Origin of the sequence: Methylotenera sp., from assembly GCF_029945705.1 — a bacterium.
Taxonomy (GTDB): Bacteria; Pseudomonadota; Gammaproteobacteria; order Burkholderiales; family Methylophilaceae; genus Methylotenera.
This window is the reverse complement of sequence record NZ_JAQSDC010000050.1, coordinates 1-26,294: the sequence shown is the minus strand read 5'-3', so window position 1 is coordinate 26,294 and position 26,294 is coordinate 1. Positions and strand designations below refer to the sequence as shown.

Below are 26,294 nucleotides of genomic sequence, written 5' to 3'. Positions count from 1 at the left end.
AAATGAAATGGACACATTAAATCGTGTTCGCGCACTAGAACTCGCTTCATTTGTTGTAGAAGCACCTGCTGGTGCAGGTAAAACCGAGTTGCTCACGCAGCGCTACTTAAAACTATTGGCGACAGTGAATGAGCCAGAAGAAATTATCGCGCTGACCTTTACCAATAAAGCCGCGGCTGAAATGCGTAACCGTATTTTGCTCAGTTTAGAAAATGCGCAAAACCAAACCATAGAAACCGCCGCTCACAAATTAAGAACACGTGAGTTAGCAAATGCCGCGCTCACGCAATCCAAATCTAAAGCCTGGGATATTATTAATCAGCCAAGCAGACTGCGTATTTTAACCATAGATGCCTTGTGTAGCAGCCTAACGCGGCAGATGCCTTTGCTGAGTAAGTTTGGTGGTCAACCTGCCGTGAGTGACGATACGGATAGTCACTACATAGAAGCCTCACGTAGAGCAATAGCGCACATTGTGCATGAAACAGAACTAGATGATACCGTCACTATTGCCCTAAGTTATTTAGATAACAATAGTGAAAAGCTCGCCGAGTTGTTGGCAAAAATGCTAGCAAGACGTGACCAATGGCTGCCACATGCGGTAGATTTGCATACTAAGGATATTGAGGAAGTCTCGCAAAATACAGCGGTCGCGCTTCAACACTTAATTGCTGAGAGCCTACAAGATGTGCTTGATACATTAACTGCTAGAGCGCAAAGTTTACTCATGCCGCTTGCCAGATATGCCGCTGGCAATTTAGAGGCAGATGCTGATATTGCGCCTTTACGTGAATGGCAGCAGCCACTTATCGCAGAAGCAGAATGTTTAAGTGAATGGCAAGCACTTGCAAATTTTCTAGTGACCAAAACCGAGCGTACCTTTCGTAAAAGCCTCAATAAAAATATAGGTTTTCCTGCGACTGATGAAGGTAAAACTTATAAAGAAGCCTATTTTGAAATAGTGAATGGCTTAGAAAATAGCCAAGTCATTGCCAGCGTGCTCGATTTACCTGCTTTAGCAAACATTGCCGAGAATCAAGCCATTATTAAAGCACTCACTCGCTTACTGATATTAGCTGAGCGGCATTTGTGGATAGTCTTTCAAGCGGCAGGCGAGGTGGATTTCGTTGCCATTGCACAAAGTGCGCAACTGGCGCTAGAAAACGAGCAAGGCGCGACTGATTTAGCGTTAAAGCTAGATTATAAAATCTCACATTTGCTGATTGATGAGTTTCAAGATACCAGCCCAGTGCAAACGCGGTTGATAGAAAAGCTCATTGAAGGCTGGCAGCCAGATGATGGGCGCACGCTATTTTGCGTGGGCGATCCTATGCAATCTATCTATCGTTTCCGCAAAGCGGATGTAAGCTTATTTCTGCAAGCCAGCGAGTTTGGTATTGGTCATTTGCCGCTCACACGATTGCAGCTAAGCCGTAATAATCGCTCTCACCCTGCGGTGGTCGATTGGATTAATCACGCCTTTAAGCAAGTTTTCCCAGCAGACGATAATATCAATCAAGGTGCGATTAGTTACCGTAAATTCACTGCAACGCGACCAGAAGTGACAGGCGAGGGCGTCACATTACATCCGTTGATTTTAGAATATGCAGAAGAGGCAAGTGCAAAAGCCGACCTTAAGCAGATTGAAGCCAGTTATGTGGCGGATTTAATCGTCAAACTTCGTGCTGAGAATGGTGACAGCAATACTATTGCCGTTTTAGTCAGAAGTCGCAGCCATTTAAAAGAACTGGTGTCTGAAATTAGACGTAATCATCCAAGCTTAAAGTTTCAAGCTGTTGAGATAGAGCACTTGAATGAGCGGCAAACCGTGCAAGATGCGTTGTCATTGGTCTGCGCGCTACATCATCGTGCAGATAGAACGCATTGGCTCAATTTATTACGTGCTCCTTGGTGTGGGTTAACGCTAGCAGATTTGCATGCGTTGGCTGGGGATAATCACCGTGCGACCATTTGGCAGTTAATGCAGGATAAAGCGAGATTAAGCCGCTTGAGTGACGATGGTCAATTGCGTTTAGCGCACGTTAATACCGTATTAACTGCTGCATTTAATGGACAAGGCCGCATGCCTTTGCGCCGTTGGTTAGAAAGTACATGGCTACAACTTGGTGGCGGTAAATGCTTGGTGGATACTGGCGATAATCGTGACGTGCAAGTGTTTTTTGATTTGGTCGAAAAAACTGGCCGTAGCGGGCATCTTGATATTGCAGCCTTAGAGTTAGGCATGAAAAAGCTTTACGCCAAACCCGATATAGAAGCCGATGGCAGCGTTCAGTTTTTAACGATTCATAAATCTAAAGGCTTAGAGTTTGATGCAGTGATATTGCCTGCATTAAACCGACAACCTAGGCATAGCGATAATGAATTAGTATTGTGGCAAGAAGTGATGGTGGAAAACCATTTGCATTTAATTGTTGCGCCATTAAAGAGTAAAGCCGTTGCTAAAAATAATACTGGCGCTGACGTGTATGACTTTCTTAAAAACCTAGAGAAAACACGTGCAGAAAATGAGTTAGTGCGTTTGCTTTACGTGGCCGCCACCCGCGCGCATAGGCAGTTACATTTGATTGCTAGCATGCAAGCTAATAAAGAGGGTGAAGTTAAACCTACGGCAAACTCCTTATTACAAGCTTTATGGCCTGCGGTGGAGGTTGATTTCACCCAAGCAGTTCCTTTTAATCAAAGTGCTAGTACTTCATCAACGCTGGACATAACGCAATTTAAACCGCAATTGCAACGTTTGCCAAGTGAGTATTTTGTAAGCGTTTCCAACGTTATGGAGAAGCCAAATCTACGCATTAGTGAGCAAGCTGATAGTTTAGAGGATTTCACAAGTGATAGCGCCCGTGTCATGGATTTTCAAAAACACTGCGGCACACTCGCGCATTTATACATGGAGCTGTTTGCCAAAACAGATTTACAAACTTGGACAAGTCAACGTTTACAGCAATGTCAGCCAGCCATGCAAAAGTGGTTGGTGCAACAAGGGCATACTAAACAACTTGCTGAGCAGGGCGCGGCGCAAGTATTAACTGATTTGCAAAACACGCTGGCAAGTGAAGCGGGGCAGTGGGTTTTGCAGAATCATTTTGATGCTGTTAGTGAGTTAAGTCTATTGCAAACGGAAGAGGCTGGCGTGAAAAATCATGTGATTGATCGCACTTTTGTTGAAGGCGGTGTACGTTGGATTGTGGATTACAAATTGACGGCTTTGGATGAAGAAAAAAATACATTGGATGAATTAAGTCTTTTGGCAGAACAGCATCGCCCGCAGTTGGAGCGTTATGCAGGGTTGTTTACCAGTGAGGGTTTAGCTGTTAAAAAGGCGGTGTTGTTTTTAAGTGTGGGGAAGTTGGTGGAGTTGTAGCTGATGGCTTTGAAAGCTTGATAAACTGGCTGACTTGCAAACTGTTTATTTCGCCACTAGGCGAGTTACTTTCTTTTGCTTGCTCAAAAGTAAGTAACCAAAGAAAAGAGCACCCCCTACCACTTGTTCCCCGAGTTGCTTAGCCTTAATGGGCGTCAAGCGGAAACTCACTTCGTTCAAACAGCCGCTTTCCGAAACCTCCCATTAAGCCTAAACAACTCAGGCGCGGCAGCAGGGGATGAAAGTGCACTGAAGTTTCACGAGTGCTGATTGTTGACTTTAATCTTTAAAACCTAACTATTCTGACAAGGACGGGATATAAATGTGTGAGTTAAGGGGCACGTTTTAGCGTGTGCCGCTTGAATGATTGGTTAGCCATTGCCAGTAGCTACCATTTGATAATAGTTTAGATAAATGCCACCGGTCTGAGCAGCATGGCGTTTTTTTCTCAAAAGTAGGCTAGTGAAATCTATTCTTTCTTCGAGAACAGCCATTAGGTCACCACCATCCATGAGAATAATAGCCGCGCCACCAGCCTGATGTGCGGATACACCATCTTGAGAAAATCCATTAATTGATAGAAAAATCCCTAATGTGTTTTCAAGTTTTGTTTTAACTTTATCGGAGAATACTGCTAAATCAGCTTTATTGACCAAATTTTTCTGCCACTTTGCTTCAAAAAGATATTCCGTACCTTCAAGTGAGAATGCACCATCAATTTGTTCACCTAGATTTTTAAATGATGCTTTGGGGTCTAAATCAAATAAATCAAAAAGTTCATACATAGTTTTTTCCAACTCAAAACCTCTGCTTTGAGCATTTTCTGAACTAACCAATGCCATATATTTATTTTTAATAGAGTCTAATTTTTCCCGAACAGCTTTATTTTCCTTAATTTTTTGAGCAGCTTGATTTTGACGTTTTTTTATATCATCTTGTTCTTTTGCTAAGTCTTGATGTGGTTCTACAAGTTGCTTTAACCTTTCAACAGCGCTTCTGGCTTTTTCAACCTTTTGAGTACCATCTTCAAGCTGTTTTAAATTAGAAAAATCATTCAATTTACAAATTTCAAAACAAATTTTTGTTAAATCTCCAATATGTTTTTCTGGATTTTGAAACAAAAAATCGACAACGTCAGATGCAATCTGACGTTTGTAATTTTCCCAATTGAATTTATTAAGAATCGAAGGGTTTGATAAGCATAATTGTAAAAATCCTCTTAACTCTGATTTATACCAATAAACAGAGCAAAGAGCTTCTTTTAAAGCCATAACTCCAGCAGGTGAAATTTGTTTTGCCAATCTATTTCTCGCCCTTATGGCTAACAGTTATTAAGCGGACGCATGCGTCCGCTTAATAACATTGTGGATATTGATTTTTGCATATTATTTTTCTTTTTAAATCTTATAGTTAAGGTTTGCTCTGTCCGTATAGTAATCAATCACTAGTGCGGGCGCAAATCATTTAATGAGTGCTTTGTTTAAAACTAACTTTTTCTAATGTTGCTTAAAATGCCGACGCACATACCAAATCACAAAGAGTAAACCTGCCGCAAAGATCACGTAATGAAACTCATGGAAATATACTTTTAAGTCTTCCCAGTGTTCCCCAGTTTTCATGCCTGCGTAACCAAGCAACCAGCACCAAATGAACGAGCCTATAAATGTGTAAATGATGAATTTAGACATATTCATCCGTGCAACGCCCGCTGGAAAAGCAATAAAAGTACGCACACCAGGTAGCATACGACCCAGAAAAATAATTAACTGACCGTGTTTTGCAAAAGCATTGTCTGCCCAGTCTAAATCTCTTTTGCTAATTAGAAGATATTTGCCATAGCGCTCGGCTAGCGGTCTGCCGCCAAACATGCCGACGTAGTAAGCGGGAATTGAGCCTATTACACAGCCAAGCGCGCCTGCTAATGCTATGCCTAGGAGTGTCATTTCACCTTTAGAAACCAAAAATCCAGCAAATGGCATGATGATTTCTGAAGGTAAAGGAATACATGCCGACTCAATTGCCATGAGTAGCATGACGCCACCGTAGCCCATAGTTGAAATGACGCCCATAATCCATGTGGCGACGATAGCGATAAATTTTTCCAGCATATTTTCAGCTTCTTTCTAATGTAAATTTTTTAAATAAATTCTTTTAGTAAAGTTTTCACAAAATCAGTACGCAGGTTCAGGTCTTCTAAACCTATTGTTACTCTTAACTTATCAGGGCCATTCATGCGGCAACGGCGGTCACGTTGTAATAAAGCAATCAGTTTGGTTGGATCAATGTCGGCTTTGGGGTTAAATTGTAGCTGAATCGCTTCCGAACTGGCGTCAATTTTAATGATACCAATTGCTTTAGCAGCAATGCGCAATCTGTGGCAGGCAATCAGCGCTTCGCCTTGCTCTGGTAGCAAGCCAAAGCGGTCGATTAACTCTTCTTGCATATTGTCTAAATCATCGTCATTGACGCAGTTAGCGAGGCGTTTATAAATAACTAAGCGTTCATGCACATCGGGGCAATATTTAGTGGGTAGCAGCGCTGGCGTGTGTAGATTGATTTCAGTCGTTACACCAAGCGGTGCATTTAAGTCAGGTTCTTTACCCGCTTTAAGCTGTTTCACTGCATGGTTGAGCATATCAGAATACAAATGGAAGCCAATTTCTTGCATTTCACCACTTTGGCTATCGCCTAATAACTCACCTGCACCACGAATTTCTAAATCGTGCATGGCAAGGTGAAAGCCCGCACCTAGGTCTTCCATCAGTTGAATGGCATCTAAGCGTTTTTGCGCTTGTACGGTAATTTTACGATCTGGATCTGTGAGCAAGTAAGCATAAGCTTGGTGATGCGAACGACCCACGCGACCACGTAACTGGTGCATTTGCGCTAAACCAAACATATCGGCTTTGTTCAAAATGATAGTATTGGCGGTCGGTACATCAATGCCTGTTTCAATAATCGTTGTGCAAAGCAGCAGGTTATAACGCTGATTATAAAAATCACGCATCACATGCTCTAGCTCGCGTTCACGCAATTGGCCGTGCGCAACCGCAATGCGCGCATCAGGCAAAATGCGTTCGAGTTTTTCACGCATGGAGTGAATAGTGTCTACTTCATTGTGCAAGAAATACACTTGACCACCACGCTTAAACTCACGCATGACGGCTTCGCGAATGATGCCTTCAGAATAATCAGTATGGAATGTTTTGATGCTCAAACGCTTTTGCGGCGGCGTGGTGATAATTGAAAACTCGCGCAAGCCTTCCATTGCCATGCTGAGTGTGCGTGGAATCGGTGTGGCGGTGAGCGTGAGTATATCGACCTCAGCACGTAATGCTTTTAGTTGTTCTTTTTGACGCACACCAAAACGGTGCTCTTCATCTAATACGACTAAGCCTAAGTTCTTAAACTTCACATCTTTTTGAATCAAACGATGCGTACCGATAATAATGTCGATACTGCCAGCTTCCAAACCCGCTAAAGCTTCTTTTTGCTCTTTGGCAGTTCTAAAGCGCGATATTTCAGCAATCTTAATCGGCCATTCAGCAAATCGGTCTTTAAAATTGTTGTAATGTTGCTCGGCTAATAATGTGGTTGGCACCAGCACAGCCACCTGTCTGCCGCCCATTACCGCCACAAAAGCGGCGCGCAAGGCAACTTCCGTTTTACCAAAGCCTACATCGCCACAAACTAGCCTATCCATCGGGCGACCAGATTGCATGTCTTTGATAACGTTTTCAATCGCTTCTAATTGATCTGGTGTTTCTTCAAACGGGAAGCCTTCGCAGAAGGTTTCATAATCGTGCAGACTCAATGTGAACGCATGGCCACGACGTGATGCGCGTTGTGCGTATAAGTTAAGTAATTCAGCCGCAGTATCACGAATTTGCTTCAGTGCTTTTTTCTTAGCTTTTTCCCAGTTGCCGCTACCTAAGCGATGCAAGGGTGCTGATTCAGGTGGGCCACCTGAGTAACGTGAGATTAAGAAAAGCTGTGACACTGGTACGTAAAGCTTATCTTCACCAAAGTATTCAAGCAGTAAAAGCTCGGTTTCGCCTTCACCAAAATCTATATTCACTAAGCCCTTGTATCGCCCAACTCCGTGCTGCTCATGCACAACGGGGTCATCCATGCGAAGCTCAGATAAGTCTTTGAGCATGCCTTCAGTACTGCGCGCCTTTTCTTTTTCTCTACGCCGTTGTTGGCGCACCGTAGCGGCATATAGCTCGGCTTCGGTAATGACGGCAATGGATTTGCTAACAGTTTTGCTTTCTAAGCAAAAACCATGATGCAGCGGTGAAACACCGAGCATGACTTTTTCTTTAGAATCAACAAAGTCTGCCCAAGTTTCAATCATGGTCGGTTGCAAGCCATGTTCTGCAAATAACTGTGAAATTGTTTCTCTGCGACCTAGGCTTTCTGCAGCAATTAAAATGCGACCAGAAAAATCGCTAATATAGCTTTGCAGTTTGTGTAAAGGTTGTTCAGCACGGCGCTCAATATCCAGCGCAGGCAGGCCAGTAGATTTACTATTGGTGTGTAATAAAATACGTGTAAACGGATGCGTGGCACTAAAGAAATCTTCTGTTTTAATCAGTAAAGTTTCAGGCGTTAATAGTGGACGTTCCGCATCATGCGCTAATGTGCGGTAGCGAGATTGCGCTTCGCGCCAAAACTGTTGTGCGCTTTGGTCTAAATCGCCATGCAAGCACAGCACACAATCAGTTGGCAGATAATCTAAGAAGGTGGCAGTTTGCTCAAAAAATAGAGGTAAGTACCATTCAATACCACCAGAGGCGATGCCTTTGCTGACATCTTTATAGATTTTTGCACGTTGTGGATCGCCTTCAAAAGCTTCTCTAAACTGACCGCGAAATAGCGCAACGCCCGCTTCATCAAGCGGAAACTCGCGTGCAGGTAACAGTCTGATTTCTGGCACAGGATAAAGACTGCGCTGGGTATCGACATCAAACGTACGAATCGTTTCAATTTCGTTATCAAATAAATCGATACGGTAAGGCAGGGCAGAACCCATCGGGAATAAATCAACTAAGCCGCCGCGCACGCTAAATTCACCATGCGAAATAACTTGGCTCACATGATGGTAGCCCGCTTCCGCACATTGGCGACGCAAGGCTTCAGTATCCAGTATCTGACCTTTTTTAAGCATAAAGGTATTAGCACTTAAATAGGCCTTGGGGCTCAAGCGAGTTAGCGCAGTCGATAATGGCACAATAATCACATCACATGAATTTTGGCTAATTTGATAAAGCGTGGTGAGTCTATCTGAAATTAAGTCAGGATGCGGTGAGAACTGATCGTAAGGTAGCGTTTCCCAATCAGGCAGTAAGTTAACCGTGAGAGCTGGTGCAAAGTACGGAATTTCTTCTAGCAGCCGCTGCGCATCAAAAGCATTGGCGGTGATAATCACTAATGGTTTAGTAGGCGTGGCACTTTTAATTTTAAGCGCTAATTCGGCTAAAGCTAGCCCATCTTCACCATTGGTTGAGAGTTCAACACGGTTAGATTGACCTGATTTTGGAACTAGCAGTGAAGTCTGCGACATGAATGAATTTTATGGAATTTTGAAAGGCTAGATTATAACGGCACAGGCAATGGTGAGTTACTTTTTCTTTCTGTTAATCACTTAAATCAATGATCTGTTTAACATTTTCTCTAATACTTTAAGCGGTGCGGTTTCTGGTGATTTAAGTGCATTGACGGGTAAATAGAACGTTTGTTCCATCATGTACTGTCCCGCCATGGCGGCATGCAGTACTTGATCAGAATAAACAATCCAAGTGGTTCCCGGCATAAAGTTGACTAATTGCTGAGGTGCATGTTGTTGGTAATGCATATCGGCTTTGAGCTGGTCATGCAATTGCAGCATGCGGTGGTCGTATTCGGTACGTGTTTTCTTGGTAATGTGAAGTTGCTTCATTAGCCATGCTTGCATAGGTAATAATGCATTAGTTTTAGGTAAATAGGTTTCTGCCATTTTGTTAAATGGTTCGCCTACACGCCAAACACGTGGCTTGCCGTAAGGGTTTACGTTGTTAAATACTCTGAGTAATCGCGTGCCTTGCGTAGGGTTTGATGGAAACGCATCTGCATGCAGGCGCGTATCGTCTTTACGATAAGAAGTCGCGCGCGTTTCTACTTCAAGCGGTCTGAAGCTTGTATTGGCAACCGTAAGGTTAGGCACATAGCTTGGCAATAATGCAGAGATAAGTTGTTTTGATTGGTCGGCGTAGCGCTGAATCATCGCCTGAATTGCTGCCAAATCAGCTTCGCTGCCCACTGCGCCTTTCAATCCGCTAGATACGCCTGCACGAGGTCTTAATGAGATGTTTTTAGATTTTTTATCTGCCCAATCGGTAGAGAGGAATTTTTGCTCTTCATGTAATAACTTAAACTCAAGTTGAGGCAGCGCAATCACGTGCCCATGCTCTAAGGCATCTATTACTTCGTCGCTTACAGAAGAGTCAACGCTGGTATTCCACTGATTAAAATCGAATGTTTTGATGATATTCATCTTTTCAACCTAAGGTTCTATGCAGAAGTGTTTATGCAGTTCCACCCACTGTAAGAGCATCAATTTTAAGGGTAGGCTGGCCCACACCTACAGGCACGCTTTGACCTTCTTTGCCACAGGTGCCAACGCCACTGTCTAGAGACATATCGTTACCTATCATAGACACACGTTTTAGCACTTCTGGGCCGTTACCAATCAACGTAGCGCCTTTCACTGGGTAAGTGATTTTGCCGTCTTCAATCATATAGGCTTCAGCGGCACTGAATACGAATTTACCACTGGTGATGTCTACCTGACCGCCACCAAAGTTAGCTGCATATAGACCTTTTTTGACTGATTTGATGATTTCATCTGGGGGTAATGTGCCGTTTAACATATAGGTATTGGTCATACGCGGCATGGGAATATGTGCATAGCTTTCGCGGCGCGCATTGCCTGTTATAGGCATATTCATTAAGCGGGCATTGAGTGTATCTTGTATATAGCCACGCAGAATGCCATCTTCAATTAATACCGTTCTGTTAGTTTGGTTGCCTTCGTCATCCATGCTCAGTGAGCCGCGTCTATTTTGAATCGTGCCATCATCCACAATGGTGATGCCTTTAGCGGCGACTTGTTGACCTATCATGTTTGAAAAAGCCGAACTACCTTTGCGATTGAAATCACCTTCTAAACCGTGACCAATGGCTTCATGTAGCAAAATGCCAGGCCAGCCAGCGCCTAGCACTACTGTCATACTACCAGCTGGGGCAGGGCGCGCATCCAAGTTTACAATGGCCTGATGCACGGCTTTTTGAGCATATTCTTGCAGAATAGCCTCAGTAAAGTAACTATAGTCAAAGCGACCGCCACCGCCACTTGAGCCTTGCTCACGGCGACCATTACTTTCTGCAATCACATTGATTGAAAGACGCACAAGAGGGCGTACATCTGCCGCCATGACACCATCGTGGCGTGCGACCATAACTACTTCGTATTCACCCGCGATGGATGCTGTCACTTGGGAAATACGAGAGTCTAAACTCCTTGCGATTGCTTCTAAACGCTCAAGTAATCGCACCTTAGCATCGGCTGAAAGCGAAGCAATTGGATCTTGCGGAAGATATAGTTGCGATGCTTGGCGTTTGATAACTGAACTAGCGGTTTGTTCAGTGCCGAGGCTAGCAATCGCCTTGGTGGCTTTGGCGGCTTCTTGAAGTGCGCTTAAAGTAATATCATCAGAGTAAGCAAAAGCGGTTTTTTCGCCACTGACTGCGCGTACGCCCACACCTTGGTCAATAGAAAAATTGCCTGATTTAACTTGCCCCTCTTCTAGCCCCCAACTCTCAGCGCGGCTGTATTGAAAATATAAATCAGCATAGTCAATTTTATGCGACATCATATCGCCTAAAACATTTTGCAGCTTCGCAATATCAAGGCTAGCTGGCGCAAGTAAAGACTCGGTAGCTAGGTCAAAATGCGTGCCTAATGTTTTAGAGGAGTTTGTTAATGTATCGACTTTAGTGGTCATTAATGCTGATTCCGATTTAATTAATTACGTTCAAGTGCTTATAAAATTTACTTAATAATACGATGCTTAAGTGCAGGTAAGCTTTTTCTTAAGCTGGCCTGATATTGCGGATTCATAGTGGCAATTACCACGCCAGAGCCACGCGGTAATCTGTCTAAAATAACACCCCACGGGTCAACAATCATACTGTTACCATGCGTTTCTCGCCCTGATAAATGATAACCACCTTGCGCAGGTGCAATTACATAACATAAGTTTTCGATAGCGCGCGCACGAATTAAGGTTTCCCAATGCGCTCTGCCAGTAGTATCAGTAAACGCAGAGGGCACTATAATCATGTTGACTTCACCCATGGCGCGGTAAAGTTCAGGAAAGCGTAAATCATAGCAAATCGACAAGCCAATTTTACCAAAAGGCGTATCAACGACTTGAACCTGATCGCCTGATTCTATAGTTTTTTCTTCGTGATAATGCTCATTACCCAAATCTAAACCAAATAAATGGATTTTGTCGTAGCGGGCAACTTGTTTACCTTTGTCGTCATATACCAAGCAACTATTACGCACTTTATTTGGGAAGTTGCTTTTAAGCGGCACTGAGCCGCCAATGAGCCATATTTTATGTTTTTTAGCCATTTTGCTTAAAAACGATTGAATTGGACCCTTACCTTCCTCTTCTCTTACCGATACTTTGTCGGTTTCTTTAAGACCCATAATGGCAAAATACTCTGGCAGCGCAACTAACTTTGCACCTTGATTCGCGGCAACTTCAATTAAGCGTTCTGCTTCATTTAGATTTGCAGAAACTTGCGGACCCGATGCCATTTGAATGGCGGCAATTTTAATCATGTTACTGTCAGTATTTAAACTGCTAGGTTTTGCTTTGGTTGTTTTTAAGCGCGAAGTAATTGCCATAGTTAATCCAAATATTTTGTTATTAAGCGATTGTTAGGTTGAGATGGTTTCAAATTGAAAAGATTAATTGAGAGGTGAGTCAATACTCGACGCTGGTTTAGCGTCATAAACCTCTGACGATTTTACTTCTTGTGGGTTATCCCATGTGCCAATAATTTCATACTCACTAGAGGCAATTTTGTTTAAGGGATCCTTTAATATTTTTTGCGCTAAGAAAGCAACAGCACCTACTAACGGCCCTCCTGCTAGTGCCGCAAGGGAGAGGCTATCACTTACATGCGGTAAAACTTTTACAGTTAAATGTTGAGTCTCTTTTTGCAAGTTAGTTTCACCTTTAATATTGACATCTGCCGCTGGACCCGACATGACGAAGTTATCACTACGCATTACACCTTTGTCGATTTTAACGGTTGCATCTATTTTATCAAAAGCAAAGCCGTTGCTGAATAAGTCTCTAAAATCCAAGGTTAAACGGCGGGGCAGGCTTTGCAGGCTAAGTAGACCTAGCAGTCGCCCAACACCCGGTTGTACTTTTAAAATTTGACCTTTATTCATTGCCAATTCAAAACTACCATCCATACCTGCTGGATTAAACTCATGAGGGCTACCAGGCCAATGTAGTTGTCCTGTAAGTGTTCCGTCACCACCTTTAATGGTGTCAGGGTAACCCATATTTCTAAGCGTTTTACCTAAGTTCTTAATATTCCATGTGATAGAAAGAAAAGTGTTTGGGCTTCTCACCCAGTTATTCCATTGGCCTTCAGCGTTGAGCTGACTATCAGGCGTGCTCAGTTTGAGCTTTTGAATGTTCCAATTATCTTTTTGCGGATAAGCAATCAATTCCAAAGCACCAAAATTTTTCTTATTAAACTCAAAGTTACCCGCAGTAATATCCAACGATGGGTAGTCTTGCTCAAGTTTAAAGAATTCTTTTGCCGCAGCTTCTTTAGTTGTTTTGATTCGATTTGGCGCAGGCTCTGGTATGGTTAAATTACTTAGGCGCGCAATGAGTTTTCCATTGTTTTGGCTTAGCCATTGTAAGTCGCCAGAAATTTCCTTACTTTGAATGTTGGCATGTAGACCATCTTTATCCGAGCTATTGGATATTTTTAATTGATTGATACGTCTATCGAATATATCAAGCGCATTAATTTTAATGGCTAGCTTTTGTATTGGTAAAGCTAAGCTAAGCTTTGCTTCCCCAGGTTTTGATGCCCCAGAAAAATCCTGCATCACATTACGCCATGCATCTGCATCAAGATAATCTAAGTTACCGTAAACTTGCAGCCCTTTAACATTGCCTAGCTCTACATTGCTGGTTAATTCGTTGCTATTGATGGCGTTACTTGTCGTATTAGCATTGAGTCTAATACTGCCACGATCAATCTGAAGGTTGTCATTTGTACCAGTGCGCAAAATTTTTGCAGCTAGCTTGTTAGCAAGATTCATCGTGATGGTATCTGTGGAGGCATCCTGTTTTTTCTCCATACGCATGTTCCAGCGTTCACTTGCGGTCTTGTTAAAAGGCGCAGGTAAACGTGAGGTGATACCGACTAAATCTGAGCGTACATTGATAGTAACAACTGGTTTCTGAATAGTGATGTCGCTTACCCAATCGGTGCTGCCAGAAATGTAATTTGCACCTTTTACCCAAGAGCGATTAACAGGGTCCTGATCCAGTAGTGCTTGTTTAATAGCCACATCATTCAATCTACCTTTGGCTGTGACGTGTACAACTTTATCTTTGCCAGAGTCAATGTTAACCACCACAGGCGAACCGAAGGCACTTGCATTGATATTTTTTGCTGATAGGCTACTTTCTGTAAATGCCAGCGCACCATTGATATTGGTGAGGGCTGGAATGCTTGCACTATCCATGCTGCCATTCATGATTTGGTACAAACCTTTGTATTGTGCAGAATCTAAATCTTGCAAAGGAATTTTTAAGCCTAAATTGAGCTTACCTTGACCACTGGTTTTTAAGTCATCAGTAAAACCTAATGTTACCGTTGAAACAGGGCTTTTATTCACAAATTTAATGGCTTCAGCCGTCGGTCCTTTGAGTTCACTTTCAATGCTTAGAATTGGCGAGTCAGCATCTAATTGTGCAATAGTGGTTTTGCTTTTAACGATTTGGTTGCCAAATATATGGCCAGCATTTGCATTTAGCTCCATGCGTTTGCCTTCAAATAGTAAATCAAGGCCTAAGCCTTCTATCACAGGCCAATCAGTGCCATATTCCAGCGTGCTATTGCTGATTTTGGCGGTGACTCTAAATAGACCTAATTTAGAGTTTAAATTATTTTTGCTGTCTACAAATGGAAAGTCTGCTAATCGACCTTTTACTGTCATGCTGATGTCTTCAGCGTGGCCCGACAAAATAGAAGTATCTAACCAATGTAAGGTGTCTTTACCGAGGATAGTCGGGTAATAGAATGATGCATATTTCGCGTTACCTTTGCCAAATTTACCAGTCAAATCAAGATAGCCACCTTGTTTGCCATCCATTAAATACTCAGCGTTGAGCGTGCCAGCCAAGTGTTGGCTGCTAATGTTCAGATGACTCGCTTTGATGGTAGTTTCTTTATTGCTAATGTCCCAGCTAATGTCTCCAGCTAGCTTGTCTGCTGGTATTGGCCAGCGTAAAACGTCTTTAAAATCTAACTTGGCATTTTGTGAGTTAAGTATGACTTTTCCAGAGTTTTGATTAGCCTTAATCTCTCCTGTCAGGTTGCTAAAGCCTGGAATTTTTTCATAGGCAAGTATGCCTAAATCGTCAAACTTAGCGTTGAATTGATATTTCTGCGTCACAGATTGTTTGCCATCCCAACTAAGCAGCAAATCATTGAGTTTGCCAGTGGGGGATAAGCTATTAATCTTTTGCGATATTTCCGCAGGCAGAGGCAGTTGTACTAAATAGGCTTTAATAAATGCTAAGTCTATATGTGCAAGCTTGAGATTGAATTTTTCATTACCCTGTTTCGTTTTACTATAAGCACCAGCGGCATCTTTCAAAGTCAAGCCATTGCTAGTGTTGAGCGTTAAGTGGCTCACGCTAAATGATTGCTCTGCTGTTGAGTTTTTCCAATCTAGCTCGCCCACTAGTTTGTTTAATATCAGCGGCTCAGTATTAACTTTGAGAAGTAACTGAACATTGTCTAGCGCTGCGTTGCTAGTCACAGATTGCACCTGGCTTTTAGCAAACTCAATGGTAGTGTCTGTGCTGCCAACGCCAGCTTGCAAGTTAATAGGATATGTAATCGTTGAGTAATCAAACCATGGTTTAAAGGCAACTACGTTCGCATTTTTTAACTTGGTTTCTAGGCTGCCGTGCCATTCAGATAAGCGACTAATATCGTTGCCATAGACATTAGCATTAATCGTAATGGGCTCACTTGTGCCAGTTGAAACAATGGTGCTCAGCGTCACGCGATGATTTTTGATAAAGCTTTTCCAAGGAGGGCTGACTACTTGCAGGTTCAGCTTTTCTAAACTCAACGCAGGTGCGTTACGCATTTCATCTAACCAGATTACTTTCGCATTGAGCACATCAAACTGAGATTGCCTCAATAACCAATTTGGTAAATCTGGTTTGGACTGTCCCTGCATGCTAATACCTGCAACAAAAATATCCCCATTCAAATTGCGGCGTATGGTTAACTCAGGTGAGCGGATAGTGAAATTGGCTAAATGTGGCTCTAGTAGTGGGATGCTTAACCATGAAAGCGATATGTCTGTATCTTTAAGGGTTAAGGCAGGGCGATTTTCAGTATCGTAAATGTCAATATTCGATACGGATAAATGTGGATTAATCCCTTGCCAACCTGCGTCAATATTGCCGATGACTACTTTTTGATGCGCCGCTTGTGTCGCGAAGTTAGCGATTTTGTCTTTGTATTGATTAATGCTTGGGAACACATAAAATTGAATGACGAGTGCGGCAATCAAAAAAATGACTATGATGATAGTTGCAAGCCAAAGCGCGATGCGATAAAGCCTGAGTAGTGATTTTTTGACCATATTTAACTGAGTTTACTTTGTCTTTTATTATTTTTAGAGTGGCTGATGTTACATTTCAAGGATGTAAATTTGGAATCGTATCAATTGAATTCATTTTACTTCAATATTGACGTCTACAGACGATTAGATACAAAGCCATATTGGCAAATGTAAGTAAAATTGTGTAAATCCAAACGATATTTCCTTAGAGATTTATTAAGACTATTCTAGGAATAGTCTAGTGTAATAATTTAGAATAGCGCTTTTGGTCAAACTCTGGTTGACCAATACTTTATTTAATGTCGATTTAATATTGGTCCTCACTTGATTCAATTCAAACAACTTACGCTAGTTCGCGGCTTAAAAATCCTTATTCAAGCAGCTTCTTTGCAGCTCCACCCAGGCCATAAAGTTGGTTTAACAGGTGCTAACGGCGCTGGAAAATCATCGCTTTTTGCCTTGTTGCGTGGTGAAATGCAGTTGGAATCTGGCGATTTAGATATGCCAGCCAGTTGGGTAGTGGCGCATGTGGCGCAGGAAACTCCTGCGTTGGCGATGCCAGCTATTGAATTTGTGTTAGATGGTGATGCGGAATTGCGCAATATTGAAGCAGCGCTAGCGGATGCGGAAGCCAATCACAAAGGTGAGTTGATTGCCGAGCTACATCATCGCTTGATGGACATCGATGGTTACAGCGCAAAGGCACGCGCGGCTGAATTGTTGAGCGGCCTAGGTTTTAGCCAAGCTAACTTACAGCAAGCGGTTTCTACTTTCTCTGGTGGTTGGCGTGTGCGTTTAAACTTAGCGCGCGCCCTGATGTGCCGTTCAGACTTGCTGTTGTTAGATGAACCAACCAACCACTTAGACTTAGATGCAGTGATTTGGCTTGAGGGCTGGCTGCAAAGCTATCGTGGTACCTTATTGTTGATTTCACACGATAGAGACTTTTTGGATGCGATTGTGAACCACATTGCGCACATCGAGCAGCAAACACTAACTTTGTATCGCGGCGGTTACTCTGACTTTGAGCGTCAGCGTGCTGAAAAGCTAGCATTGCAACAAGCTATGTTTGAAAAGCAACAACGCAAAGTCTCGCATTTGCAAAGCTATATTGATCGCTTTCGTGTGCAGGCCACCAAAGCACGTCAGGCGCAAAGCCGTATTAAAGCCCTAGAGCGTATGGAAATGATTTCTGCTGCGCATGTGGACTCACAATTTAACTTTGAATTCAGGGCGCCAGTGGCCGCACCAGATCCATTATTGGTGCTGGATGAAATGTCTGTTGGCTATAACAATGTTGCGTTAATCAAGAATATTGTTTTAGCGATTAGGCCAGGCGAACGTTTGGGTTTATTAGGGCGTAATGGTGCTGGTAAAACGACGCTGATTAAATTACTCGCTAATGAGTTGCAGCCTTTAAGCGGCAAACGCGTTGAAGGCAAAGATTTAAATATCGGCTATTTTGCGCAACATCAGTTAGAGCAATTGCGCCCAGATGAATCGCCATTGCAACACATGATGAAGCTAGACCCGCTCACGCGCGAGCAAGAACATATGAATTATCTTGGCGGTTTTGACTTTAAAGGGGATATGGCGCGTTCGCCTTGTGCAAATTTCTCTGGCGGAGAAAAGTCACGTTTAGCGTTGGCTCTGCTAATTTGGACTCGCCCCAATTTGCTGTTACTAGATGAGCCAACCAACCATTTAGACCTTGAAATGCGCCATGCGTTAACGTTAGCCTTACAAGATTACCAAGGTGGCGTGATATTGGTTTCGCATGATCGAGCCTTATTGCGCGCCACTTGCGATGAATTTATTTTAGTGGCAGACGGCAAAGCCGAACCATTTGATAGCGATTTAGAAGGCTATAGCCTGTGGCTAAATGAGCAACGTTTAAAAGAAAAACAAGCGACGCAAGCCGTCGCTGAAAGTCAAAATCCGACTGAAAAATCTAACAAAAATGACCGTGCCGCCAATAAAGCCGAACGCCAAGCTAGAATCGCCGAACGCCGTCCGCTAGTAAAAGAAGTGGAACAACTAGAATTGAATATTGCCAAATGGCAAACTGAGAAAAAAACCTGTGATGACCGCTTAAATGACAGCGAACTCTATAGCGCCGCGGATAAAGCGGAACTGCAGCAATTGTTGAAGAAACAAGCTGAACTGGCTAATCAAATAGAAGTGGCAGAAGAGCGCTGGCTGGAACTGCACGAATTACTAGAAGCGATACCTGCACTGGATTAAACTCATTTAAAATTAAATTTAAATAAAATAAATAAGGTTAAATATGGAAATGCAATACTCAAAACGCATCAAGCTGATGCACGCTTTGTGCCTGACTGAAACATTACGTGACGATGAGGCCAAACCAAATATAGATTTGAACGACTACGATGCGCTTGCTTCTGCTGATTATTTAAGCTGTTATGTCACTTTTAAGGCGATTCAAGCGGCGGAACGCTCACCCATGGAAGAGCGCATGGATAACTTTGATATGTTAAGCGTGTATCAAGCTTATGCGTTGTTAGCGTATGCATTCTTCACCACGCCATTAGCGCGTGAAGACATCACTCCAAACTTTCAAACCGCACAAATCACTATCGCAAAAACACTCTTCGCTGGCTTGCCAGATGCGGAGTTAATGGAAATTTTAGAGACAGGGCTACAAAAATTTCAATTGATAGGTGATGCCCAAGTGGATCATTGGTTTGAGTTTAGAGAGAATTTGGACAAATTAACCGTAGCCTTTGTGATTGCTGGGACGGATGATGAAAGCCCGCACGATAAAGACGACATCATTCCATTATTTGGTCAGCTATTAAGCCAACTATGTGAGGCTTTCGAGAGCGTTTAAAACTATCAAATTTGTAATTTTAAAAGCGCCTATTGAGGATATCAATAGGCGCTTTTTATTAGCCATCAAAACAGTAATTAAATACTACGATTTTCTAGCGGACGGTTTTGCTGTTTAAGGCGAGTAGGGCGCTTGTCGTCATTATCTCTTTGTTCATCGCCGTGACCAAAGTCGTGTTCTTCCATCTTAAACTCACGTGCTTTCTTGCGTTGTTCCGGTGTTAGTAGTGCAAACACTTTTGCATCGTGACGTGCCCATGCGAGTACTTTATCTTTCTCTAACTTAGCTGCTTTATCCGAAAGTTGCTGTATTTTTGCATCATCAAAGTTTTCAGCTTGCGCCGTTTCGCGCAACTCTTTCATTAGCTGTTGATGTTGTTTATGCTGATCACGCATCACTGGAATTTGTGCATAGTTTAAGTTAAATAACTGGTCTTCTTGTGCGCTGGTTAGATTCAGGCCGCGTAAATAGGGCGCTTTACCTTCATGCATACCTTGATGTGACTTGTCTCCACGCTCACAACGAGGGCCTTTATCACCATCATGTTCTGCGTGAGCAAGGCTTGCAGCAGGCAGGGAGACTGCTAAAAATGAGGCAAGCAGTATTTGTTTAAATGAAAACGTTTGTTTAAATCTGAATGAGGTGTTCATGATCAATCCTTTGTATTTTTAACTTTGTATGATTAAAAGTTGCTTAAAGTGTACAAGCTGCGATGGAGTCACTTTTCATACTTGTTTAAGACGATGTCATTGTGCATTCAGGTCATGTTAAAGAGCGTTAAGTGCATGTAAATCTGAGTAAAGTCTACAATCTAGGATTGTGGCAAGCGTAATGGCTGGTTATGATGGCTATCAATAATGGTTAACATTAGATTGATTTTAATATTGATTTAAAATAAGTAAAGTTGAAATGATTAGGGTAGAAGCGACACATGCAAACAGTATTGCTGATTGATGACGATGTTGAACTGGTTGAAATGCTCAAAGAGTATATTGAGCAAGAGAATTTTGACGTGCAAGTGGCGCACGACGGCTTGGCTGGTGCACAAATGCTTTTAGAACAAACATTTGATATTGTGGTATTGGATGTGATGATGCCAAGGTTAAACGGCATAGAAACCCTAAAAGCTATACGCCAGCATAGCAATGTGCCTGTGATTATGCTCACGGCTAAGGGCGATAATACTGATCGTATCGTCGGTTTAGAGCTCGGTGCAGATGATTACGTGCCAAAACCAAGCAGTCCACGCGAGCTAGTCGCGCGTATTCGGGCTATTTTAAGGCGAGTACAGCCGCTAGAAACAAGCAATGCCAGCGTTAAAATTACAGTAGGCGCGCTCAGCATTTGGCCTGCACAACGACTTGTGGAATGGGATAGTCAGCCCGTGGTGCTCACTAGTACTGAATACAGTTTATTAGAAATTCTAGCTAAAAATGCAGGTCAAATCGTTTCTAAGCAAGATTTGTCTGAACAAGCGCTAGGGCGTCCATTGGCTAGATTCGACCGCAGCATAGACGTACATTTAAGTAGCATACGCCACAAACTTGGGCTATTGCCAGATGGGCGGCACTGTATACAAACGGTGTTTCGCTCAGGTTATCAATTGCTTAAAAGTTAATCCTGCAAACGTACAAAAATTTAGGATAGCAAATGGGTCGTTTGTATTGGAAGTTTTTTATTTTCTTCTTTTTAGCACAGTTAACTTCAGTGATTGGTGTTGGCATTGGCGTCTCCATTGTGCATGAGCAAGAGGAGATGCAGCGCGAACATGAAGTTCAAATGCAAACGCATGATAAAGCTTTTTCACCACCTGTGCTTTCTAAACCCTTTAAACCCAAACATAAACGTTGGTTTCCGCTGATACCTATATTAGTTGGCGCACTTGCCAGTTTCATTTTTGCGGCACTTTTGGCTTGGTATTTTTCAAAACCAATTAAGCAGTTACGGCAAGCGTTCGCCAGTGCCGCTAATGGCAATCTTGATGTGAGAATTGGCGAATCTATGGGATCGCGGCGAGATGAGCTGGTTGATTTAGGCAATGCCTTCGATGTGATGGCCGTTCGACTAGGGGCCCTGCTGCAAAGCCAAACACGCTTGCTGCACCAAGTGTCACACGAGTTGCGCTCGCCTCTGGCACGCTTGCAAATAGCTGTAGGTTTAGCGCGTCAACAACCAGATAAACTGGAATCTTCACTCAAACGTATAGAGCGCGAATCTGTACGCATGGATGATTTAGTCGGTGAGTTGCTCGCGCTTTCTCGCCTAGAATCAGGCGTGATTAAGCTAGATAAAGAGCCCGTCAATTTAAACGAATTGCTCACTACCGTGTTAGAAGATGCGCGCTTTGAAGGCGAGGCAAGAAAAATCACCATTGATTATATACCGCAAGTTGAGACACCAGACGCGCCACTTAGCATACTCGGGCAGCAAGATTTACTACACCGTGCCGTTGATAATGTCGTGCGCAACGCACTTAAATATAGCGCTAGTCAATCACGTGTTTCAATTAAAACTAGTGTCGTAAATGCGTTCATTAACATTGAAGTAAACGACCAAGGCGCAGGTGTTTCTGAGGACGAACTGGACATCATATTTCAAGCGTTCTTTAGAGGCAGTAACACCAGTCAAACGGATGGGCATGGCGTAGGACTAGCCATTGCCAAACAGATTATAGAAGCGCATGACGGCACAATTGCGGCAAGCAATATAGCTACTGGCGGCTTAAGTGTGGCAATTAAACTGCCAGTGACTTAAGTTTTTAATTTTCTTTATACACTTCAATATTAATGACTGCAACCTTTGGCAAGTCATAAAATTCTGTGGCTTATTGGTTAAGCCTTATTGCCGAAGTAACAGAAAAGTGAGAGGTCCAGCCAACGCTATGACCACAATTATGACCGTAACGGCAAGCCAAAGTAAGTGGGTACGGTTTAACTCAACTCTTCTCACCAGCTGACTATTTTGTTCTGCTAGCGTTTTTATTAACTCGGTTGAAGCACTCATTTGATCTTCTAGGCTTAGAACATGCTCCTCAAGTACTGAAAGCCGGCTCTTCAAAATCTCAGTATCAGATTGCGCTGCATCGACCACATTCTTGGCATTTGCGCCTGTTGGTTGATCACCCTTTTTTCGGTTAATGACTGCATTCCAAAGCTTTTCTGCGGCATCTGCGACTTTTGGTGCAGATTCTATTACTTGACCCCAAGGAATGTTTGAAAGCACTGTAATAATTGTTCCTGCTGCCATTAATTTCTCCTGAAATTCGCTATGTTCAACTACAGTACCGACTGTTTGAATGTTGGTTAGCGCTTTATTGTCTCACGCTTGATATATAGCTAGGCGTTAGCGAACACCCTTGAGCGTCTGGCCATTACTATCTCGGGTTATTGGGCAGTTGACCACGATATTAGTAACCTCCAAAGATAACTCTTGCCTTTCTTCTGCTTCAAACAGGCCAGCTTCTGACTTAATCTCCCTTACAAATTGTGGTGCTTTCCAACGAACAAGCACTACGCGCCATAGAGGGCTATAGTGGAGGTCTTGATTTTCACCACCAGCTGGACTAGGCGCAGATTGAAAAATACCCATCTGTTCATTGTTAGGAAACTTATAAACTCTTTCCAGCAAAGAATGCCCAGGTTGTGCGCTCGCTGCTTCAGCCAGCCTTGGAACGTGGTTAACGCCTAACATTTTTGCCATATCAGCATCGGAAATATCCGTCGTTATATATTCAACAACCCGACCATCTACCCAAGCTCGGCTGACTGGAATAACGGTTTCACTTTTGCCAATATTGGGCGACGTGCTCGCACAGCCAGAAAGCAATCCAATTAAAATGACTAAAATACTAACTGTGCGGCCCATGAGAAATCCTATTCTGTCTAATTTTTGAGTTAAGAGGATAGCATTGCTAGCGCAGTTTAATGAAGTGTTAAACGGGTTGTGGCTAATTAATAGGCAAAATAACTTTAACGTAGTGGACGTCGTTACGGTCATCAAAGTTTAGCACAAACGCAACTTTAGCGCGTCTAGCTTGATGTATGCGTCAGGCAGTGCTACTTAAACGCAACATAGGCAGCCATTGCAGACAGTAGCAAAATAGCCAGTGGTGCTGAAAATAAAACCACATTGCTATAAGCCATGATTTTGTTAGGTTTGTTTGGTTTTTGGATTAAGGCAACACTGTCGCCCACATTGTAGAAGAAAGTAGGGATTGAGTTTTGCTCAGTGAAAGATTTTTTCACCTTGTTATTATCGATATATCCAATGATCAAGTGGCCAGCGTAACTACTTACATCAGTATCACCCCATGCGCGTTTTTGTTTTTTTCTCAACGTCACCAAATAGTTTTTCACCATTTAGTAACAGGCTAATATGCGAGACTAAAAGTAATAAACCACCAGAAAATCCAACTGCCACGACGAACATGAAGTAGAGTTTTAGCATGGCATTGATTAATGTTTGACTAAGAATTGCGCTGCAACGTATATCGCCCGATAGATGGATTTGGCATCAGAATTTAATCCCCATCAGCCTTCTTTTTGCCTCATCCCAGCTAGGCTCATCTTTTGTTTCCCATGTTACACTCTTCGCTAAACCAATTTTCTTTTTATTTTTCATAGCATCAAGATGAGCACCATTATTTCGAAACTGCTTCATTGATTCAACATCTCTCCAGCCAGTTAATGTATGAAACCAACTTAGCTTGTAAAATAATAACCCATCAACTTCATCTAGTTGCTTCATTATTTTCCTAACCATAAGGAAAAAATAAAACATGGAAAGTAGGCCCTTAAATTTTATTTGAGTGGCAGTAACTATCATTAAAGTCCATTATTATAAAAATCCCAGCGTTTGAAATAAGTGGCGCGATTCAGCATGTGCAGCTCTAATAGTGGATTAGGCTTTGCTAAGCAGCCAAAGTTATTTTTGTTCTGAACGTTCTTTTTCATATTCCTCATATGTTTTTTTATTCAGCTTTTCTAAACACCGCTCACTTTCGCCTGGAGGTTGACTGCGACAATTATTTTCCGCACCTTGTTTTGCACCTTCATACCACGCTTGATTAGTGCACCCAGCGATTGCGATTATGCAAAAAGCGAAAGTAAGAAACACTGTAAATTGTTTTGTTTTCATTTCAAACAGCTTTCATCATGGTTGTTAAAGCCTAACGTTAGAGGTAAGAGGCGCGCTTTAGCCAGTCCGACTTGAACGATGGGTTAGGGTAGCTTGTTCCAAGCGCTCAGCAAGCCATACTTTAATGATAGATTGTCTAGTAACACCAAGGATTCCAGCTTCTCGGTCTAGTGACTCAATCATCCATGTTGGAAAGTCAACGTTGACGCGTTTTTGCTCTAGTAAAACGCGCTTTGCTTTTGATAAATCAAGAGACTGTGTGATGTCAATATCTTCATCAAACTGCTGGTCAAAATCTTTAGCTTTCATATAATGCAACCTCCTCGGTGCGTGAGCGACGAACAGAAATAAGTCGGATGTTTGTAACTCTGTATGTAATCACGGCTGACCAATATCTTCCGTTAATAATGCCTACCATGAGGAATCTTGGTTCATCTTCTGTTTTGGCCGGTATTTCTAACAAACTTGAATCAATCCACAATGCTTGAGCATCAATGAAGTTAATACCGTGTTTTAGAAGATTCGCCTGACTTTTTGTTTCGTCAAATTCAAAAGTTATCATGGTATATAAATTATACCTTTATTACATCAAAGTCAAGATTGATTAGCTCGCTAAACCCTAACGTTTGACATAAGGGGCGCGCTTTAGCGCGTCCCGCTTGATGGATGGGTTAGGGTTAACGCCTGTTAAAAATAGATTTAATAACAATGACTGCCCCAATAGTTAAAAAAGTAACACCAAAATACGGCAGACGCCTTACAAGTTTTGGAAAAGTTCTATCATGGTCTAATGCTTCAAATGTAATGGCATAGCTATTACTTATGTAAAACGCAATAGCCAAACAAACTAAACCGAGAAGCACAGACCAATAACCAAATTGGGGTTCAAAAGACTCTTCTTTGCCCCGTACAAAATCAAAAAGAATGATACCAAGGCCAGCTAAAATTGCAAAAGCAAAGTATGACAGATGAAACGGAGATGCAATGATTGCGAGAGCAAAAGCTACAGGTAAAAAAACTAGACGCTCCACTAAAACCCTAACGTTTGACATAAGGGGCGCGCTTTAGCGCGTCCCGCTTGATGGATGGGTTAGGCTGTAAAGAAAACAGCCCACCGTGAAACTGAAAAAATGGTGACATAACAACCGACCCCAAAACCGTGAATAACTAAAATAGTAACTTAAAACCACAAAGCTTAAAACACACAGCAACCGCACAAACTAAACTGAGATTTACGTGCTTAGCCCAACGCAGCAAACAACCTTAAAACTGACAAACTACACTAAACTAAAACGGCAACTAAGACCAAAAACAGATACCCTGCGAGCCAATAACCATGCGGCTTGCAGGGCAGTGGTTTTAGATAAGCCTAACGTTTGACATAAGGGGCGCCGTTAGGCGTCCCGCTTGATGGATGGGTTAGCCAGCAATAGTAGAGAAAGCCAGAAACTAGCCCGCTCAACTGACAGTGGCTGAGTGAGCTGCGGATTTGCAAACTCATGCAATGCTTCATTAACCAATGTTGGTTCCATTTTTATATCCTCTCGGCATTCAATTGCATTAGCCCAAGCCTCAACCTCTAAAGCTGTAATGGTGCCTTGAATAAATAACTGTAGTACGTTTTGTATTTGCGCAGCCTCTAAGCTCACCAACTCAACTTCACTATCCCACTCAAATTGCGATAAATCGAAGACTACCTGCTCAATTGGCAGTTTGAGATTAAGTAAATTTTCCAAGGCGGTTTTGCGGTTCATGGCTAACGTTTGACATAAGGGGCACGCTTTAGCGCGTCCCGCTTGATGGATGGGTTAGGCAAGAATATTCCAATCAACCCTAAGCTCATTCACTAGCTCCCAATATCTATTAACCCATTCTCGCCCTTGTTCAGTCGGGATTATAAAGTAGGTAGGTGTAATGGTCTAATAAAATGCGACACAAGTTAAGAGATTATAATTACTTAA

23 protein-coding genes are annotated in these 26,294 nt (G+C 42.6%); 5 read left to right on the top strand and 18 right to left on the bottom strand.

Going from position 1 to position 26,294, the window contains the following annotated elements; genetic code table 11:
- Positions 1-7 precede the first annotated feature (7 nt).
- Complete coding sequence (locus tag PSU78_RS11130) at positions 8-3,385, top strand: exodeoxyribonuclease V subunit beta (RefSeq protein ID WP_300387979.1); 3,378 nt, start codon at positions 8-10, stop codon at positions 3,383-3,385.
- A gap of 371 nt (positions 3,386-3,756) precedes the next feature.
- Here PSU78_RS11130 and PSU78_RS11125 read toward each other — a convergent pair whose 3' ends face one another.
- The 7 genes from PSU78_RS11125 to PSU78_RS11095 form a co-directional block, all read right to left on the bottom strand.
- Positions 3,757-4,686 (bottom strand): hypothetical protein, encoded by a 930-nt coding sequence (locus tag PSU78_RS11125; RefSeq protein WP_300387977.1) that lies wholly within the window; start codon positions 4,684-4,686, stop codon positions 3,757-3,759.
- A gap of 195 nt (positions 4,687-4,881) precedes the next feature.
- A complete protein-coding gene (locus PSU78_RS11120; RefSeq protein ID WP_300387975.1) occupies positions 4,882-5,493 on the bottom strand; it encodes a DedA family protein in 612 nt (203 codons plus the stop codon).
- A 29-nt stretch (positions 5,494-5,522) separates the two neighbouring features.
- Positions 5,523-8,951 carry a transcription-repair coupling factor gene (mfd, locus tag PSU78_RS11115; protein WP_300387973.1) on the bottom strand — a complete coding sequence of 1,143 codons (3,429 nt, stop codon included), beginning with the start codon at positions 8,949-8,951 and terminating at the stop codon, positions 5,523-5,525.
- A gap of 81 nt (positions 8,952-9,032) precedes the next feature.
- Positions 9,033-9,920, bottom strand: coding sequence for a Kdo hydroxylase family protein (locus PSU78_RS11110; protein WP_300387971.1), 888 nt, complete (start codon positions 9,918-9,920; stop codon positions 9,033-9,035).
- A 31-nt stretch (positions 9,921-9,951) separates the two neighbouring features.
- Entirely contained in the window at positions 9,952-11,430 is a 1,479-nt protein-coding gene (gene tldD, locus PSU78_RS11105; protein ID WP_300387969.1) for a metalloprotease TldD, read from the bottom strand.
- Positions 11,431-11,477: 47 nt separating this feature from the next.
- Positions 11,478-12,344, bottom strand: coding sequence for a carbon-nitrogen hydrolase family protein (locus PSU78_RS11100; protein WP_300387967.1), 867 nt, complete (start codon positions 12,342-12,344; stop codon positions 11,478-11,480).
- Between the two features lie 63 nt (positions 12,345-12,407).
- Entirely contained in the window at positions 12,408-16,364 is a 3,957-nt protein-coding gene (locus PSU78_RS11095; protein ID WP_300387965.1) for a YhdP family protein, read from the bottom strand.
- 303 nt (positions 16,365-16,667) lie between these two features.
- Here PSU78_RS11095 and PSU78_RS11090 point away from each other — a divergent pair, with 303 nt between their 5' ends.
- Both PSU78_RS11090 and PSU78_RS11085 read left to right on the top strand, forming a co-directional pair.
- Positions 16,668-18,587 (top strand): ATP-binding cassette domain-containing protein, encoded by a 1,920-nt coding sequence (locus PSU78_RS11090; protein ID WP_300387963.1) that lies wholly within the window; start codon positions 16,668-16,670, stop codon positions 18,585-18,587.
- A 43-nt stretch (positions 18,588-18,630) separates the two neighbouring features.
- Positions 18,631-19,197: a hypothetical protein gene (locus PSU78_RS11085; protein ID WP_300387961.1), complete on the top strand. Its 567-nt coding sequence runs from the start codon at positions 18,631-18,633 to the stop codon at positions 19,195-19,197.
- Positions 19,198-19,274: 77 nt separating this feature from the next.
- Here PSU78_RS11085 and PSU78_RS11080 read toward each other — a convergent pair whose 3' ends face one another.
- Positions 19,275-19,847 (bottom strand): Spy/CpxP family protein refolding chaperone, encoded by a 573-nt coding sequence (locus tag PSU78_RS11080; RefSeq protein ID WP_300387959.1) that lies wholly within the window; start codon positions 19,845-19,847, stop codon positions 19,275-19,277.
- A gap of 281 nt (positions 19,848-20,128) precedes the next feature.
- Between PSU78_RS11080 and PSU78_RS11075 the strand changes: the two genes are divergently transcribed.
- Both PSU78_RS11075 and PSU78_RS11070 read left to right on the top strand, forming a co-directional pair.
- Positions 20,129-20,815 (top strand): response regulator transcription factor, encoded by a 687-nt coding sequence (locus PSU78_RS11075; protein WP_300387957.1) that lies wholly within the window; start codon positions 20,129-20,131, stop codon positions 20,813-20,815.
- Positions 20,816-20,847: 32 nt separating this feature from the next.
- A complete protein-coding gene (locus tag PSU78_RS11070; protein ID WP_300387955.1) occupies positions 20,848-21,951 on the top strand; it encodes an ATP-binding protein in 1,104 nt (367 codons plus the stop codon).
- An 84-nt stretch (positions 21,952-22,035) separates the two neighbouring features.
- On the opposite strand, the gene PSU78_RS11065 is transcribed toward PSU78_RS11070, so the two are convergent.
- The 10 genes from PSU78_RS11065 to PSU78_RS11020 form a co-directional block, all read right to left on the bottom strand.
- Positions 22,036-22,443: a hypothetical protein gene (locus tag PSU78_RS11065; RefSeq protein ID WP_300387953.1), complete on the bottom strand. Its 408-nt coding sequence runs from the start codon at positions 22,441-22,443 to the stop codon at positions 22,036-22,038.
- Between the two features lie 96 nt (positions 22,444-22,539).
- Entirely contained in the window at positions 22,540-23,061 is a 522-nt protein-coding gene (locus tag PSU78_RS11060) for a hypothetical protein (protein WP_300387951.1), read from the bottom strand.
- A 191-nt stretch (positions 23,062-23,252) separates the two neighbouring features.
- Positions 23,253-23,531: a hypothetical protein gene (locus tag PSU78_RS11055; protein ID WP_300387949.1), complete on the bottom strand. Its 279-nt coding sequence runs from the start codon at positions 23,529-23,531 to the stop codon at positions 23,253-23,255.
- Positions 23,500-23,643: a hypothetical protein gene (locus tag PSU78_RS11050; RefSeq protein ID WP_300387947.1), complete on the bottom strand. Its 144-nt coding sequence runs from the start codon at positions 23,641-23,643 to the stop codon at positions 23,500-23,502. Before PSU78_RS11050 ends, PSU78_RS11055 begins: the two co-directional genes overlap by 32 nt.
- Before the next feature lie 66 nt (positions 23,644-23,709).
- Positions 23,710-23,943 (bottom strand): DUF3291 domain-containing protein, encoded by a 234-nt coding sequence (locus PSU78_RS11045; protein ID WP_300387945.1) that lies wholly within the window; start codon positions 23,941-23,943, stop codon positions 23,710-23,712.
- 177 nt (positions 23,944-24,120) lie between these two features.
- Entirely contained in the window at positions 24,121-24,333 is a 213-nt protein-coding gene (locus tag PSU78_RS11040) for a hypothetical protein (RefSeq protein ID WP_300387943.1), read from the bottom strand.
- Positions 24,334-24,390: 57 nt separating this feature from the next.
- Positions 24,391-24,642, bottom strand: coding sequence for a CopG family antitoxin (locus PSU78_RS11035; protein ID WP_300387941.1), 252 nt, complete (start codon positions 24,640-24,642; stop codon positions 24,391-24,393).
- Complete coding sequence (locus tag PSU78_RS11030) at positions 24,632-24,895, bottom strand: BrnT family toxin (RefSeq protein ID WP_300387939.1); 264 nt, start codon at positions 24,893-24,895, stop codon at positions 24,632-24,634. Before PSU78_RS11030 ends, PSU78_RS11035 begins: the two co-directional genes overlap by 11 nt.
- 115 nt (positions 24,896-25,010) lie before the next feature.
- A complete protein-coding gene (locus PSU78_RS11025; RefSeq protein ID WP_300387937.1) occupies positions 25,011-25,385 on the bottom strand; it encodes a hypothetical protein in 375 nt (124 codons plus the stop codon).
- A 342-nt stretch (positions 25,386-25,727) separates the two neighbouring features.
- The gene (locus tag PSU78_RS11020; protein ID WP_300387936.1) at positions 25,728-26,087 is read right to left on the bottom strand and encodes a hypothetical protein; all 360 of its coding nucleotides are present in this window, start codon (positions 26,085-26,087) and stop codon (positions 25,728-25,730) included.
- Positions 26,088-26,294: the final 207 nt, after the last annotated feature.